Annotated in this window: 13 protein-coding genes and 1 pseudogene; 12 read left to right on the top strand and 2 right to left on the bottom strand. The window is 73.2% G+C overall.

What is annotated here, in order from left to right:
- Nucleotides 1-29: 29 nt before the first annotated feature.
- From ABZ915_RS37425 to ABZ915_RS37400, 6 genes are all read left to right on the top strand, one after another.
- Complete coding sequence (locus tag ABZ915_RS37425; protein ID WP_361812740.1) at nt 30-464, top strand: VOC family protein; 435 nt, start codon at nt 30-32, stop codon at nt 462-464.
- 271 nt (nt 465-735) lie between these two features.
- Nucleotides 736-1,239, top strand: coding sequence for an ATP-binding protein (locus ABZ915_RS37420; protein ID WP_361812738.1), 504 nt, complete (start codon nt 736-738; stop codon nt 1,237-1,239).
- Between the two features lie 221 nt (nt 1,240-1,460).
- The gene (locus ABZ915_RS37415; protein WP_361812736.1) at nt 1,461-2,258 is read left to right on the top strand and encodes a polysaccharide deacetylase family protein; all 798 of its coding nucleotides are present in this window, start codon (nt 1,461-1,463) and stop codon (nt 2,256-2,258) included.
- The gene (locus ABZ915_RS37410; RefSeq protein ID WP_361812734.1) at nt 2,258-3,445 is read left to right on the top strand and encodes a hypothetical protein; all 1,188 of its coding nucleotides are present in this window, start codon (nt 2,258-2,260) and stop codon (nt 3,443-3,445) included. Before ABZ915_RS37415 ends, ABZ915_RS37410 begins: the two co-directional genes overlap by 1 nt.
- 55 nt (nt 3,446-3,500) lie before the next feature.
- Nucleotides 3,501-4,412 carry a MerR family transcriptional regulator gene (locus ABZ915_RS37405; protein WP_361812732.1) on the top strand — a complete coding sequence of 304 codons (912 nt, stop codon included), beginning with the start codon at nt 3,501-3,503 and terminating at the stop codon, nt 4,410-4,412.
- Nucleotides 4,413-4,472: 60 nt separating this feature from the next.
- Nucleotides 4,473-4,685, top strand: coding sequence for an EF-hand domain-containing protein (locus ABZ915_RS37400; RefSeq protein WP_355938530.1), 213 nt, complete (start codon nt 4,473-4,475; stop codon nt 4,683-4,685).
- A 43-nt stretch (nt 4,686-4,728) separates the two neighbouring features.
- Here ABZ915_RS37400 and ABZ915_RS37395 read toward each other — a convergent pair whose 3' ends face one another.
- Nucleotides 4,729-6,390, bottom strand: a complete 1,662-nt coding sequence (locus ABZ915_RS37395; protein ID WP_361812730.1) for a 2-isopropylmalate synthase — start codon at nt 6,388-6,390, stop codon at nt 4,729-4,731.
- A gap of 211 nt (nt 6,391-6,601) precedes the next feature.
- On the opposite strand from ABZ915_RS37395, the gene ABZ915_RS37390 reads away from it, so the two are divergent.
- Entirely contained in the window at nt 6,602-7,279 is a 678-nt protein-coding gene (locus ABZ915_RS37390) for an FCD domain-containing protein (RefSeq protein WP_361812728.1), read from the top strand.
- A 127-nt stretch (nt 7,280-7,406) separates the two neighbouring features.
- Nucleotides 7,407-8,065, top strand: a pseudogene (locus tag ABZ915_RS37385) (NAD(P)-binding domain-containing protein).
- Between the two features lie 23 nt (nt 8,066-8,088).
- Here ABZ915_RS37385 and ABZ915_RS37380 read toward each other — a convergent pair.
- Nucleotides 8,089-10,047: a beta-N-acetylglucosaminidase domain-containing protein gene (locus ABZ915_RS37380; protein WP_361812726.1), complete on the bottom strand. Its 1,959-nt coding sequence runs from the start codon at nt 10,045-10,047 to the stop codon at nt 8,089-8,091.
- Nucleotides 10,048-10,291: 244 nt separating this feature from the next.
- Here ABZ915_RS37380 and ABZ915_RS37375 point away from each other — a divergent pair, with 244 nt between their 5' ends.
- The 4 genes from ABZ915_RS37375 to ABZ915_RS37360 are packed head-to-tail and all read left to right on the top strand — an operon-like array spanning nt 10,292 to nt 16,101.
- Complete coding sequence (locus ABZ915_RS37375; protein ID WP_361812724.1) at nt 10,292-11,191, top strand: hypothetical protein; 900 nt, start codon at nt 10,292-10,294, stop codon at nt 11,189-11,191.
- Nucleotides 11,188-13,515, top strand: coding sequence for a hypothetical protein (locus ABZ915_RS37370; protein WP_361812722.1), 2,328 nt, complete (start codon nt 11,188-11,190; stop codon nt 13,513-13,515). Before ABZ915_RS37375 ends, ABZ915_RS37370 begins: the two co-directional genes overlap by 4 nt.
- Nucleotides 13,512-15,362: a hypothetical protein gene (locus ABZ915_RS37365; RefSeq protein WP_361812720.1), complete on the top strand. Its 1,851-nt coding sequence runs from the start codon at nt 13,512-13,514 to the stop codon at nt 15,360-15,362. The genes ABZ915_RS37370 and ABZ915_RS37365 overlap by 4 nt, the downstream gene beginning before the upstream one ends.
- Nucleotides 15,363-15,420: 58 nt before the next feature.
- Nucleotides 15,421-16,101, top strand: coding sequence for a hypothetical protein (locus ABZ915_RS37360; RefSeq protein WP_361812718.1), 681 nt, complete (start codon nt 15,421-15,423; stop codon nt 16,099-16,101).
- The last annotated feature ends 1 nt before the right edge of the window (nt 16,102 follow it).

The following is a 16,102-nucleotide window of genomic DNA, read 5'->3' as shown; positions in this document are numbered from 1 at the left end:
CGAGACAGACCCCCTGCTATGGTGCGCCGATGTCATCGATCAAGCAGTTCCAGGTCACCTTCGACTGCGCGGAACCCGAGCGCGTTGCTCGCTTCTGGTGCGAGGTGTTGGGGTACGTCGTACCGCCGCCGCCGGAGGGGTTCACCACTTGGGACGCATTCGATCGCTCGCTGCCGCCCGAGCGGCAGGGTGCGGCGTTCGCCTGCGGCGATCCCTCGGGCGTGGGCCCGCGACTGTATTTCCAGCGCGTTCCCGAAGGCAAGGTCGTCAAGAACCGGGTGCATCTCGACGTGCGGGTCGGCACCGGGCTCGTGGGTGAAGAGCGCCTCGCCAAGCTCGAGGCCGAGTGCGCACGACTGGTCGAGCTCGGCGCGGTGTGCGTGCAGGTGCTGCTCGCCGATGACCACAACGAGTCGTGCATCTCGATGCAGGACGTCGAGGGCAACGAGTTCTGTCTCGACTGAGGGTCCTTGGGGACTTGCAATTGACACGGCGTCTGATCCGGGTCCCCCGATGGGGCGGTTTACGGGAACCTTAAAGCAACCTTAAGTCTGTCTTGTCGGGGGTTCCGGGCGCTTGCCCGGGAGGGAGCCGTCGCCGCAGGTCGGGCCGGATGGCGGTGGTTCCGTAATGCCCCTGGCATATGCCGACCGGATCCCGTGCGACGGTGGCGCGCGGGGGGCGTATTCCGCGGGAACGGCCCCGGAGGGCGGTCCGGACGGCCATGATGGGGGCATGGCGGGGCTGGAGGGCATCGAACAGCCGCGGGGACAGGGCCGTGCGACCGCGGCGCGCTGGTCGCCTGCGGTCGAGGACGAACGGGCGCTCAAAGCACTGGAGTTGTTCGGCAACCCGACGGAGGCCGAGGTTCCGCTCCCGTCCCGCCCGGAGTCGGCGGCCACCGCCCGCCGGCTCGCCCAGGTCGTCGTCCTGCGCCAGTGGGCGCTCACCCCGAAGACGGCGGAGGACGTCGTCCTGCTCGTCTCCGAACTCGTGGGCAACGCCGTACGGCACACCGGCGCCCGCGTCTTCGGCCTCCGTATGCGCCGCCGCCGGGGCTGGCTCCGCGTCGAGGTCCGCGACCCCTCCCGAGGGCTGCCCTGTCTGATGCCGGTTCAGGAGATGGACGTCAGCGGCCGGGGCCTGTTCCTGGTCGAAAAACTGTCCGACCGCTGGGGCGTGGACCTCCTGCCGCGCGGCAAGACCACCTGGTTCGAGATGCGGGTCGCCGACCGCTAGACCACGGGGGGGCCACGCCGACCCGAAAAAGCTCCCCTGTCGGGCTAATGTGCGCATTTCTTACCATTCGCCTCCTGGTGCGAGACGCTCCGGGTGGGCGCTGGGCCCGACGTTCGGGCGGACGAGGGGACTTTCGCACCCGGCTCCGGCCCCGGCCCGCGACCCGGAAACACCCCCTCCGACGGGGCCAATGTGCGCATTTCTTACCATGCGCCCCTTAAATGGTGAGGGTGACCACCACCAACCGACGCGGGGCGCTCCGGGCGGGCGCCGGGCTCGTCGCCGGGGGCGCGTTCGCCGTCGGCTGTGCGGAGACCGGCGCCCCCGCACACCCCGACGCGTCCGCCACGCGGCCGCACCCTTCCGGTCGTTCGGCGGCCACACCCCGGCCGGCCCCGTCCCCGCGCGCCTTCCCCCGGCACCCGGTCCAGATCACCCATGGCCCGCGCACGGACGCCGCCGTCGCCCTCACCTTCCACGGCCAGGGCGAGCCCGCCCTCGCCCGCCGCCTGCTCACCGAGGCCGAGCGGGAGGGCGCCCGGATCACCGTCCTCGCCGTCGGCAGCTGGCTCGACGAGCACCCCGACCTGGCCCGCCGGATCCTGGACGGCGGCCACGACCTGGGCAACCACACCCAGCGCCACCTCGCGATCAACGCGATGTCCGAGCCCGGCGCCCGCGCCGAGATCACCGCCTGCGCGGACCGCCTGAGGCGGCTCACCGGATCCATCGGCACCTGGTTCCGGCCCTCACGCGCGCCCACCGCCTCCGCGCTGGTCACCCGGCTGGCCCAGGAGGCCGGCTACCCGCACGTGCTGTCGTACGACGTCGACTCGCTGGACTACACCCGGCCCGGCGCCCCCGCCATCACCCGCACGGTCCTGGACCAGGTCCGCGCGGGCTCCGTGGTGAGCCTGCACTTCGGTTATCCCGACACGGTCGTCGCCCTCCCCGCCGTACTCCAAGAACTCGGCCGCCGCGGGCTGCGCGCGGTCACCACCACGGAGCTGCTGAGCTGATGCATCCCACCCATGCCGCCCGCGCCCTGGCCGCCGGTTGCGCCCTCGCCGCCCTGACGCTGCTGTCCGCGTGCGGCGGCGGAACCGGGCAACACAAGGAAGAGATCCCCGGCAGCACGGCGCCCGTCCGGCCGTCCGTGCAGAAGGCGCAGGCCGACGGGCTGCCCGGGATGCCGCCCGTGCTCGACCCGGCCGATGTGTACGCCGCCGACCGCCCGAACCAGCTCTCGCCGGTGGTCCGGGACTTCCCGTCCCGGGTCTACGTGCCCAACACCAACTCCGACACCGTCTCCGTGATCGACCCGAAGACGTACCGGGTCATCGACACGATCCCGGTGGGCCGGCAGCCCCAGCACGTGGTGCCCTCCTGGGATCTGAAGACGCTCTGGGTCAACGACGACAAGGGCAACACCCTCACCCCCGTCGACCCCCGGACGGGGAAGGCGGGCAAGCGGGTCGACGTCCACGACCCCTACAACCTGTACTTCACGCCGAACGGCAGATACGCCATCGTGATGGCCTCCCTCGACCGCGAGCTGGTCTTCCGCGACGCCCACACCATGAAGAAGGTGAAGACCGTCCCGGTCGCCTGCGCCGGCGTCAACCATGCCGACTTCTCCCTCGACGGCCGGTACTTCATCGTCTCCTGCGAGTTCAGCGGCGACCTGCTCAAGGTGGACACCGAGCGGATGGAGGTGATCGACAAGCAGAAGCTGCCGCTCGCCGGTGCCATGCCGCAGGACGTCAAGGTCTCGCCCGACGGCAAGCGGTTCTACGTGGCCGACATGATGGCGGACGGCGTGTGGATCCTGGACGGCGACACCTTCGCCAAGCCCGGCTTCCTCGCCACCGGCAAGGGCGCCCACGGGCTGTACGTCAGCCGCGACTCCCGCGAGATGTACATCTCCAACCGGGGTGAGGGCACCATCTCCGTCTTCGACTTCGCCCAGGACAGGCTGACGAAGAAGTGGCGCCTGCCCGGCGGCGGCAGCCCCGACATGGGCGGGGTCTCCGCGGACGGCAAGGTCCTGTGGCTGTCCGGCCGCTACGACTCCGAGGTGTACGCCATCGACACCGGCACCGGCAGCCTGCTGGCCCGCATCCCGGTCGGCAGCGGCCCGCACGGCCTGGCCGTCTACCCCCAGCCGGGCCGCTACTCGCTCGGCCACACCGGCATCTTCCGCTAGAGGTACGCCGGGACCGCTTGAGTCTCCACCCGCTGGAAGGTCCAGACTCGCCGGTGTGAGCGCAGACCGCACCCCCCTGTTCACCATCGGCGAACTGGCCCGGGCCACCGGCCTCACCGTGCGGACCATCCGTTACTGGTCCGACGAGGGCGCCCTGCCCCCGGTGGCCCGTTCCTCCGGCGGATACCGGCTGTACGACGCCGGGTCCGTCGCCCGTCTGGAACTGATCCGCACCCTGCGTGAGCTGGGCCTCGGCCTCGGCCATGTGCGGCAGGTGCTGGCCGGCGAGACGACGGTCGCGGAGGTGGCGGCCGCGCACGTGGCCGCCCTCGACGCACAGATCAGCTCCCTGAAGGTGACCCGGGCGGTGCTGTCGACGGTGGCGCGACGCGGATCGAGCGCGGAGGAGACGACCCTGATGAACAGACTGGCACGGCTGTCGGCGGCCGAGCGGCAGCGGATCGTGGACGAGTTCGTGGACGACGTCTTCCGTGGGCTCGACACGGCGGACCCGTGGATCCGGGAGCGGACGCGGAGCCTCGGTGTGAGCCTGCCGGACGATCCCAGCCCCGAGCAGGTCGACGCGTGGGTGGAGCTGGCGGAACTGCTACAGGATCCGGACTTCCGGGCCGCGATGCGCAGGATGATCGAGTACAACGCCGCCGACCGCGGACCCGACGCTCCGGCAGGCTCCTCGATGCGGTTCTTCCAGCGGCTGATCGAGCTGGTCGGCGACGCGCGTGCACGGGGCGTGGCGCCCGGCGACCCCGGGGCGGACGCCGTGCTGGCCGAGCTGCTGGGCGCGGACACCGACCGGGCGGCCGTCCTGCGCCGCATCGATCTGGGCAACGAGGTCGCCCGCTACCGGGAGTTGGCGGCCGTCATCAAAGGACAGACGGAGCCCCCGGCGTACCGGGCGGAGTTCGCCTGGGTGGTCGCCGCACTGGAGGCCTGGCCGGGCCGTTAGTCTGACCTGCGTCAGTACGACGGCAAGACCGAAGCAACGCGACACAAAAGGGGCGGATCGGTGGCGGACATCGAGGAAGCACGCAAGCAGTTCCAGCGGATCGATGCGGACGGTGACGGTTTCATCACCGCCGCCGAGTTCAAGTCCGCCCTCGCCCAGGGAGGCGACTGGAACGTCACCGACACGGTGGCCGAGGCCGTCATCAGGACCCGTGACCTCAACGGCGACAAGGTCCTGTCCTTCGACGAGTTCTGGGCCTACCTGAACAAGTGACGCGAGCCTGAGGGGGGCGCCCGGCCGGGCGCCCCCCTCTCGGCTACCGAACCGCCCGGCTCACCGCGGACAGCACCGCGCGCACCGAGGCCGCGCCGGACGACGGGCCCTCGCCCGCGCCCCAGGCCGTGGCGCCGTTCACCCGGCACTCGGCGTAGGCGACCGTCATCTCCGCGACTGCCCCCTCCGCGACCGTCATCTCCGCGGCCGGGTGCCCGGCCCGCTCCAGCACCTCCACGTCGAACCCGGCGCCGGCGAGCGCGTCGAGGACACCGGACAGCGAGGCCGTCTCCGCGCGGTCCCCGAGTTCCCGCGGGCCTTCCACCATGTACGTCGCCCGGAAGAGGTCGTACAGCTCCTTCGGCGCCACCTCCCGTCCGGTGTCGTCCGTGACCTCCTGGACGCCCCGCGAGAAGTCCCGCCGCATGCGCTCGGGCAGGTCCAGTCCGTGGTGCGTGCGCAGCAGATAGGCCATGCCGCCCTTGCCCGACTGGGAGTTGACGCGGATCACGGCCTCGTACGAACGGCCCACGTCGGCCGGGTCGATCGGCAGGTACGGCACCGCCCAGGGGGCCGACTCCTCCGTCAGCCCCGCCTGCGCCGCCCGCACGGCATGGTGGGCCAGGCCCTTGCTGATCGCGTCCTGGTGGGTGCCGGAGAACGCCGTGTACACCAGGTCGCCCGCGTACGGGTGCCGTGGGTGCACCGGCAGCCGGTTGCAGTGCTCGACCGTCTCCCGGACGGCGTCGATGTCCCGGAAGTCGACCATGGGATCCATCCCTTGGGCGTGGAGGTTGAGCGCGAGGGTCACCAGGTCGACGTTGCCGGTGCGCTCCCCGTTGCCGAACAGGCAGCCCTCCACGCGCTGCGCCCCGGCCAGGACGGCGAGTTCGGCGCAGGCGACGCCGGTGCCGCGGTCGTTGTGCGGGTGGACCGAGAGGATCACCGAGTCCCGGCGGGACAGATTGCGGTGGGCGTACTCGATCTGGTCGGCGTAGACGTTCGGGGTGGCGATCTCGACCGTCGCCGGGAGGTTGTGCGTCACCGGGCGGTCCGGGCTCGCGTCCCACAACCCGGTCAGCCCGTCGCAGAGTTCCAGGACGAAGTCGGGCTCGGTGAGGTTGAAGGTCTCCGGGGAGAACTGGAAGCGGAGGCCGGCCCTGTCCCCGGCCCGGCGGGCCATGTGCTCCGCCGCCTCGCGCACGGTGTGCCACACCTGGCCCCGGTCCCGCCCGAGGACCACCTCGCGCCACACCGGGGACGTCGCCACGTACAGGTGCACGACGGCCCTCGGCAGCCCCTCGATCGCCTCGAAGGTCCGGTCGATCAGATCCCGCCGGGCCGGGGTGAACACCACGGGCGTCACGTCGTCCGGCACGGTGCCCGAGGTCACCAGGTGCCGTACGAAGTCGAAGTCGGTACGGCTGGCGGACGGATAGCCGACCTCGATCTCCTTGAAGCCGACGGAGACCAGCAGGTCGAACAGGCGGCGCTTGCGCGGGGTGTCCATCGGCTCGGCCAGGGCCTGGTTGCCGTCGCGCAGGTCGACGGGGACCCAGAGCGGGGCGCGCTCGAAGCGGGCGGACGGCCAACTCCGGCCTTGGACGGGGACGTTCACCCGCTTCTGGAAGGGGCGGTAGCGGTGGTGGGGCATCGGGCTCGGACGCTGGGGGTTCCAGGGCGGGAGAGGGGCGGTCGTGGTCATCGTCTGCTGCTGCCTTCGGCTCGGTCGGACGGTGACCGGCAGCACGGCGACCCGCGGCGGGGTGCCGGTCGCGTCAGGCCCCGCCGCGGCAGCCGAGGAGAAGGAGACCGCGAAGCGTCATGCCGGGTACGCTAGCGACTCCTCAGCTCCTCAGACAAGTGCGAATCCGCTCGCGACCCTCCCACCGATCGGACAAGTTGGTGCATCGCCGATGACGCTAGGTCCCGTCCGCCCCAGCCCGTTGGTCGAACAGGCGGCCCAGCGGCTGCGCGCGCAGATCACCGGCGGCCACTGGCCGGTCGGCACCCGGCTGCCCGGCGAGACCACCCTCGCGAAGGAACTCGGCGTCGGCCGCTCCACCGTCCGCGAGGCGCTGCGCGCACTGGCCGGGGCGGGACTGGTGCGGGCCCGGCACGGCGCCGGGGTCTTCGTCATCGCGACCGAACCCGCCGAGGACTGGCCCACCAGGCTGCGCCGGGCCCAGGTGAGCGACGTCTACGAGGTCCGGACGGCGGTCGAGGTGCAGGCCGCCCGGCTGGCCGCGCGCCGCCGCACCCCGCAGGACGTCACCGCGATCGAGGCGGCGCTGGCGGGCCGCCGCGCCGCCGCCGCGGCGGACGACACGGCCTTCGTCGACGCCGACATCGCCTTCCACGCGGCCGTGGTCGCCGCCGCCCACAACCCCGTCCTCACCGACCTGTTCACCGAGTTCACCCCCGTCCTGCGCGCGGGCCTGGTGGACCTCCTGGCCCTGACCGGCGTCCGCGCCGAGGACCCGAACACCGGCGACGACGCCCACGAAGCCCTGCTCAGGGCCGTGGCGGACGGCGACGCGGACACGGCCGCGCGGGTGCTCCACGCGGAACTGGAGGACCCGTTCGCGCACTGACGGGCCGGCCGGTGCCCCGGCGCCGCCGATCCCACGGTTGGCGTAACCCGTGGAATAGCCCACGCACCCCCGGGGTTGTCGCCGCACGACAAGCGCATGCGCGTGCATCAACCCGGAAGGGTCTGTCATGAAGATCGGCATCATCGGCGCGGGCAACATCGGCGGCAACCTCACCCGGCGGCTCACCGCCCTCGGCCACGACGTCTCCGTCGCCAACTCGCGCGGTCCGCACACGCTCACCGAACTGGCCGAGGAGACGGGCGCGACCCCCGTACCGGCCGAGGAGGCGGCACACGGCGCGCAGGTCGTGGTCGTCACGGTCCCCCTGAAGGCGGTCCCGGCCCTGCCGAAGGGCCTGCTCGACGGGGCGGCCGAGGGCGTGGCCGTGATCGACACCGGCAACTACTACCCGCGGGAGCGGGACGGCCGTATCGCCGGGATCGAGGACGACGGCCTCACCGAGAGCCGCTGGAACGCCAGATCGAGCACCCCGTGATCAAGGCCTTCAACGGCACCTACGCCCAGGACATCCTCGACCGCCCGCGCCCGGCCGGCGACCCCGACCGCATGGCCCTGCCGGTGGCCGGCGACGACGCGGCGGCCAAGGCGAAGGTCCGCGCGCTGATCGACGAACTCGGCTTCGACACGGTCGACACGGGCGGCCTCGACGAGTCCTGGCGCCAGCAGCCCGGCACCCCGGTGTACGGCCTGCGGGCGGGCGTGGACGGCGTGCGGAAGGCCCTGGCGGAGGCGTCCGAGGAGCGCCCGGCGGACTTCCGGGGGTAGGGCTCCGCGGTCTCGGCCGGGTTCTACTGGCCCACCACCCGGGCCACGAACGCGTCCAGCACTCCGGTTCCCACCTCCACCGGACGGGTCCGGCCCTGCCAGTCCACGATCGTGTGGGAGCGGGCCGCCGTCCGCAGGGACAGCACCCGGGCCCGGGACCCCTTGCCGCCGCGGACGTCCAGCGCGGCGAGGGCGGACCGGGCCCAGTCCCTGGCGGAGGCCAGCCAGGGGGCGGCCGGAGCGCGCAGCGCGGCCGGGACCGCGTCCGGGGCCGAGGCGAGGACGCTGAGCCGCTCGCGCAGGGCCCGCTCGGCCTTCCCGCCGCCCCGCCAGTACGCCGCCGTCAGCGCCGCCAGCTGCGGTGCCTGCCCGGAGTCCAGTCGTGAGGCCCGGTTGACGTCGGCGAAGGCGCGCAGCGCCGTGAGGGCCCGCCCGTCCCCGCCGGCCAGCACCGCCAGGCCCGCGTCGAGCGCGTCGGCGGGCCGGTACCCGGTGGGGTTCCAGGCGTACGCGGCCATCGAGAACAGCGCCGGGTCGGAGGCGGCGGCCTGGGGCATCGGGTTGGCCAGGAGGCCCGCGACCGCGCCGGGCAGGCCCTCGTCACGACCGGTGTACGGGCCCAGCAGCAGGTGCTGCGCGGTGTAGTCGTTGACCGGGTAGTTGTCCCACACCAGCACCGCGTGCCCGTACCGCTGCCCGGCCTCGCGGGCCTGGTCGGCGCGGATGCTCGGCGAGACGATCAGCGGCCCGGTCCACATCACCGAGACGCCCCGGTCCAGCCGGTCCGCCAGCGCGGACTTGTACGGACTGGCGGCCGACCCGTCGTACTCGGTGGGCACCGTGAGCAGCGGGGCGGGGCCCGGACGGGCGTCGAGGAACTCGCGCCGGACCCGGTTCAGCAGATCCGCCTGCGCCCGCCCGACCGCGCCCCGCCCGCTGCCGTACACGGTCGCGTCGCGCGCGCAGTTCCAGCGGTCGATGTCGATGTCGTCCAGCGGCACGGCGAAGGCACGCACCCCCGCGTCCCACAGCTGCCGGAACTTGCCGACCAGCGCGGCGGTGTCCGCGGCGGAGGAGTAGCAGACCGACTGGCCGGGGGAGAGGGCGTACACGAAGGAGACGTGGTCGGCCTCCGCCCGCCGGGCCAGGGTGCGCAGCCCGGCCAGCCGCGTCTCGGGGTAGCGCTCGCGCCAGCGGGCGCGCAGGTAGGGATCGTCCTTGGGGCCGTACACGTAGGTGTCGAGCTTGAAGCGGGCGGCGAAGTCCAGCTGCTCCAGACGCTCGCGCTGGGACCAGGGCTTGCCGTAGAAGCCCTCGACGATCCCGCGGGCCGGGGTGGCGGGCCAGTCGCGGACGCGCAGGGCGGGCAGCTCGGTGCGGGCCGCCGCCGAGCCGACCGGGCGGACCAGCTGGGCGAGGGTCTGGGCGGCGTGGAAGGCGCCGGCCGCGTCCGCCCCGGCGAGGACGGCGCGGGGCCGGCCGTGGTCGGTGCCGACGGCGAGGACGTACCCGCCGGCGGTCAGCTCACCGGGCCCGTCCGCCCCCAGCGCCGACAGCTCCTTCGGCGTACCGCCCGTCGCCACCGTGACCAGCAGCTCCCCGGACCTGGGCGCGTCCCCGAGGCGGACCTCCCGGGCTCCGCCCGCGCGCAGCGCCCGGGTGACGGCGTCCAGCGTGGCGGTGTCGGTGCCGGCGTCGGAGCGCACCGCCACGCCGCGGCCGATCCGCACGGAACCGGTGTCGCGGCGCACCCTCCGCGGGGCGGGCCACAGGGCGGGCAGGCCCGCCGGGGCGGCGCCCGCGCGCGTCACGGCCGAGCCGCCGTCCGCCGAGGCCGCCGCCGGGGTGCCTCCGGGACCGTCCGGGCCGCCGCAGGCACGGGCGGACACCACGATCACCAGACCGAGCACGAAGCCCAGCAGCAGTTGCGGCGGGACGCGGAACTGACGCACCCGGGCCCCCTCCACCGTCTGTCTGCGCATTGCCATTGACAGTGAACTACCACTCGGCGCACGAATTATGACGGAACGACAGTTTCCGTTCGGGCGGTTTCCGTTTTGTCGGTGCGAGATCGTACGCGTCCGTGTGACGTTGTGTCGGAATCATTGGCGAACACATCGGCAAGAGGGCATTGTGCGCCAAATGGCGTAGACACTGCCGCCAGCAGGTTCTATCCAGATATGCGCGGGGCGCACGCGAGCCCTGCTCCGGCACGGGAGGTCGCACATGCTGGTTCCGGACGATCCGCTCACCCACTGGATCGTGCTCCTCGACATCGAGGACTTCAGTCTGCGCCCGGAGACCACGCAGGCGACACTGCACCAGAGCATGCACCAGGTGGTCGCGTTCGCGCTGCGCCGCGCCGGACTGGACCTGGACACGTGTCCCTGGCAGGACCGCGGGGACGGCATGCTGCTGCTGATCCCCGTCGGCACCAGCCCCACCCGGCTGCTGCGTGAGCTGGTGCGCGGCCTGGAGGACGCCCTGGTGGCGCACAGCGGCCAGTACAACCACGACCACCGGATGCGGCTGCGGGTCGGACTCAACCAGGGGCTGGTGATCCAGCAGGGGCAGCTGTGGACCGGCAACGCCATCAACGACCTGGCCCGGCTCGTGGACGCGGGCCCCGTCAAGCAGGTGCTCGCCCGAGCCGGCCGGGCCCACCTGGTGGTGGTCGTCTCGGAGGACGTCCACCAGAAGGTGGTGCTGGGCGGCTACCCGGGCATCGACCCGGCGGCCTACCTGCCCGCCGACTTCGTCACCAAGCACGGCGAGCCGCGCCGGGGCTGGGTCACCGTACCCGGCTACCCGGCGCCGCCCGGACTTCCCGCGGATTCGGGGGAGCCGCCACGTGACAGCAGACCCGGGGACACCCCCGGCACGGGCGGCCGCGCGGGAGCGGCGGGCGGCGGGACCGAACCGGGGAGCCCGGTCCCGCCGCCGGCGCCGTACATCAGCGGCGTGACGAACAGCCAGATAGCCGTGGGGGACGGGGCGACGGCCGTCAACGGGCCCTACGTGAACGGGCCCTACGTCCACGGTGACTACGTGAACGGCGACAAGACCGTGTACCACTACGGACACCCGGCCCCGCCGCACCGCGCCGGCCCCGCGGACGGCGCATGAGCACCCCCTCCGCACCCCCGCCCACCACCGCACAGCCCACGACCACCGCACCCACCGCGAGCACGGGAGCCCCGCAGCCACAGAGCGGGGGCGCGCCCCCGCCGGGCGGCGGCAGCGGGGCGCCCCCACCCGGTCCGGGCACCGGCGGCGGCGACGGCGGCACCCCCCAGCCGGGCGGCGCCCAGCAGGGCGACACCCAGCAGCCCGCGTCCGCCGACAACACCGCCGGCACCAGCGACACCGCCCGCCAGGCCACCGCCCGCCCCGGTCAGGGAAGCCTGCGCGCCGGGCTGCTGCGCACCGCCTGGACCCACATCGGCGGCGACCGCGTCGAGGGCGACAAGATCGTCATCCACGCCGACGGGGAACGCGGCGTCGTCCTGCGCGCCCTGGCCGCCGGCAACGTGGACACCGTCCGGCGCACCTTCCAGGCGCCGCCCCGCTGGGACGACGTCGTCGCCGACGCCTGGCGGCGCCGCTCGGTCGTGCTGCGCGGCCCCGGCGGTGCCGGCAAGACCGCCGCGGCCGTACGACTGCTGATCTCCGCCCAGGCCAAAGCCTTCTACCTGCTGGACTCGGTCGCCGAACTCACCCGGCTGACCGAACTCAAGCAGCTCGGCCGCGGCGCGGGCCTGCTGCTCGACCGGCCCGTCGACCTCGGCGAGTTACGCGGCTCCCAGCTGGCCGGCCTCGAGGACCTGCTGTCACAGGCCGAGGCCCACCTGGTGCTGATCGCCGGCCCGGAGGCCGAACTCGGCCACGGCGTCGGCGAGTACGTCCAGCGCATAGGCCGCCCCGACATCCTGCACGACGTGCTGCTGGCCCATCTGACGCACCGGCTCGGCGAGGACGACGCCGAACGGGCCCTCGCCGCGGTGGGCGTACAGGACCTGTGCGAGGAACTCCTCGACGTGGCCGCCGCCTGCCGCGACGCCGCCCGGCTGGCCGAGGTCATCGGGCACGAGCACGGCGCCGGCCTCATCGACGCGGAGCGGGTCCGCGCCCGGATGGACCAGACCGGCGGCGAGGGCCCCGAGGAGTGGTTCGAGGGGCTCGGCGACACCGGGCTGCGCACCCACGCCGTCGCCCTCGCCGTCCTCGGCGGACTTCCCCAGGAGTACGTCGCCATGGCGGCGAGCACCCTCCTGGACCGCTTCCGCAGCGACCGGGGCGTCCTGCGGGCCAGCGTCGAGCAGGGCCCCGTACCACTGCGCCAGGACCCCTTCAGCCAGTCCCGCCGGATGCTCGACGAGAAGCTGCGCGCCCGCACCGTCACCGCCGTCACCCGGGGCGACAACGGCTGGCTGCCGTGCACCGTCGCCGAGTACCGCAACCCCGACTACCCGGCGCGGATCATCCGGCACGCCTGGGCGCAGTACACCATCCAGGGCGAACTCCTCGACTGGCTGGCAGAGCTGGTCGACAAGCCCTCGCAGCAGGTGCGCAGCTTCGCCGGGACCGCGCTCGGCCTGATCGCCACCGAGTCCTTCGACGCCGTCAGCACCCTGGTCCTCCCCGGCTGGATCCGCGACGAGGCAAGCGGTGAACAGCGCCGCGAGGCCATCGCCTACGCCCTGCGCGTCTGCGCCCGCGACCCCGACCTGCGGCCCGGGGTACGCGCCCTCGTCGAAGGCTGGTACCTCGGCGGGCCCTGGCAGTTCCAGGCCGCCGCCGCCCGCGCCTACGGCCTGTGCCTGGGCGGCGCCGACCTGCCCACCGCCCTCCAGGCCCTCACCCGGCTCGGCACCGTCGACTCCGTCCAGATCGCCATCGCGATCGGGGACGCCGTCGCCGACCTGATGGAGGAGGACGTCCGGGCCAACGCCCCCGCGGTGCTGCGCGCCCTCGCCGAGATGGCGCACGAACCCAAGAGCCGGCACACGGGACACCTCGCCTTCCTGATCCTCGCCAACGCCCTGGTCACCGACGAGCCCCCGGCCGGCGGCCTGCCCGGACGCAGCCGCCCCACCCTGCTCAGACTGGCCGCCGACAGCCCGCCCGGCGGCGAACTGCGCCGCCTCATCGGCTACCTGTGGGCCGAGGCCATCAGCGGCGAGGTCTACTCCGAACCGGCCGGGACCGTCCTGGAGGCCTGGGCCACCCAGGCGGAGACCGACCCCGAGCTGCTGGCCGACCTCGTCCGCATCCTGGTCGACGAGGTCGCCGCCCGCTCACCGCGCGCCGGCCTGCTCCTCCAGCGCTACGCCGCCCACTGGACCGACCGCGACCGCTTCCGTCCCCTGCCCCGCTCGGCGGCCGTCCTCGGCGCCGCCCTGCGGACCGCGCCGTCCGCTCGACCCACCCAGCCAGGAGGTGACCGGTGAACGACCCGGTCTCGTTGATCGTCAGCCGGACGGCGGTGCCCCGTATGGGTGTCGGCCCCACCAAGGCGACCGAACCGCACCTCGCGGTCGTGTACGCCACCGCGTCCGGCGAGGTGGAGTGCTTTGAAGGCCGTCCGATGACCCCCTCGCAGCAGGTGTTCTCCAAGTACCGCATGCGCTACGAGGTCGATCTGCGCCCCCGGCAGCGCAGCGCCGTCCTCGGCCGCAACCCGCTGGTCTCCCGCGACGGCGTGCACGCCTTCGAGGTGAAGGTCGACTTCGCCTTCCGCGTCGACAGCTGGGACGGCGCCAAGGCAGTGGTCCGCTCCGGCATCGACAACCCGCTGCCCCTGGTGCACAACTACCTCACCAGCCTCTTCCACGGCGCCGGACAGCGCTTCGCCATCGAGGACTCCTTCGGCCTCCAGCACCACCTCAACCAGAGGTGCGCCCAGCAGGTCACCCTCGCGGAGGGCCTGATCGTATACGGCTGCCAGGTGACCGTACGGCCCGACGACAAGTCCAAGCTCTACCTGGAGACCCTGATCGAGGCCGGCCGGCGCGAGACCGTCGGCCAGGCCGAGCACGTACCCAACCTGGGTGAGGTCCTGCGCCAGGGCCAGCTCGACTCCAAGAGGCAGGAACTGGAGATAGCCGCCACCGCCCGGCAGGCGGACGCGCTCCAGAGCACCCTCACCACCAGCGAGGGCCTGATCCGGCACTACCTGATCACGCACCCGGAGGACGCCGCCGGCGCCTTCGAGATGATGCGCAAACTGGAGGAGGCCCGTTTCGCCACCACGGAGCTCCAGAACCAGCGCGCCCTCGGCCTGCTCCAGCTGATGGCGGAGAAGAACCTCGTGCAGGCCGGCGACCTGGACGCGACGCGGCAGCTGCTGACCGACGCGGTCGGCCGCGCCACCGGCGGCGAGGCCCAGCTGCCGCCCGCCACCACCCCGCAGCTGACCGGAGCCCGGCCCTGGGACGCCCCGCCGGCCCAGCTGTCCGCCGCACCCGCCGCCGCATCCGCTGCCGGGCCCGCCGGGCAGACCCAGGCCCCGCCGGCGTACACCCCCACGCAGACCCCGCCCACGGGCCCGGCCGCCGCCGCCCCCTACGACGCGGGCCCCGGCTCCACCCTGACCGGCGATCCCGTCCCGCCCCACGCCGGACGGCCCGCCACCCCCGCCTACACCGCCCTGATCTACCTGGTCCTCGACGAGTCCCTGGACCGCACCTGCCTGGAGGAGCTCAACCGGGGCCTGAGCGACCTGCACTCCGCGCTCTCCACCGCCCCGGAACTCTCCACCGCGCTCAGGCTGTCCGTCCTCGGCATGGCCGCCACCACCGAACCCCGGCTCCAGCTCGAGACGGTCACCCCCGGCACCCGCACCCCCATCCTCACCGGGCGGCCGGGACTGTCGTACGGGCACGCCTTCCAGCTGCTGACGACCGTCCTCGGACAGGACGTCGGCGTGGTCAAGGGCGAGGGCGTGCAGGTGCTGCGGCCCATCGTCCACTTCGTCACCGGCGGCGCGCCCGAGGAGGGCGGCGGCTGGCGTGACGCCCACCGCACGCTGACCGACAGCACCGGCAACCTCGCCGCCCCGCACGTCATCGCGCTGGGCCTGGGCCGCGCCGACACGTTCGCGATCCGCGCCGTGGCCACCCGGCCCGAGTTCGCCTTCATGGCGCCGCCCCACCAGGACGCCGTGTCCGCCGCGCACAGCTGCGCCGCCTTCCTGCGCGACAGCGTCGTCGGCTACGCCCGCCGGATCGCGGCCGGCGACCCCCAGTTCGCGGTCGGCCCGCCCGACGGCTTCCGGCGGGCCGAGGACGCGTTCTGACCCGCCCGGCCCGTTCCCACGAACCACGCAGTCCCCAACACGCAAGAACGGAAAGACGATGATGGAAAGCAACCGGGGGCACTTGCTCCCCATCTACGTCCTCGCCGACGAGTCGGGCTCGATGAGCCATTACATAGACGAGCTCAACGACGGTCTGCGCTCGCTGCACCAGGCGCTGCTCGGCGAACCGATGGCCGCCGCCAAGGTGCGCTTCTCGGTGCTCGGCTTCTCCGACGACGTGGTCGAGCGGGTCCACCTGGTCGACCTGCGCGGCGCCAACGAGTTCCCGCGGCTGCGCACCCGCGGCATGACCAGCTACCGCAACGCCTTCGAGGACCTGATCGTGCGTATCCCGGGCGATGTGAACGCCCTCAAGCGCGAGGGCTACCAGGTGCACCGGCCGGCCGTGTTCTTCTTCAGCGACGGACTGCCCAACCACAACGAGGACTGGCAGGACGCGCACCGCCGCCTCACCGACCGCAACACCACCCTCGGCGCGCCGAACATCATCGCCTGCGGAATCCAGGACGCCGACGCGCAGATCATCAACCAGGTCGCCACCCAGCCGCAGTTCGGCTTCATCGTCAACAAGGGCGTCGAGGTCGGCAGCGCCATCGCCAAGTTCTGCACGGCCCTCACGCAGAGCGTGATCCGCTCCGGGCGGTCACTGAGTTCGCCGTCCCCGGAACTGATGGTGGACAAGCCGGAAGGCTTCACCGTCGCGATCGATGTGATCTGAC

It is taken from the genome of Streptomyces sp. NPDC046915 (genome assembly GCF_040644935.1).
In the GTDB taxonomy this organism is placed as follows: Bacteria; Actinomycetota; Actinomycetes; order Streptomycetales; family Streptomycetaceae; genus Streptomyces.
Note: the sequence above shows the minus strand (reverse complement) of the source record. Positions and strands in the feature narration are given on the sequence as shown.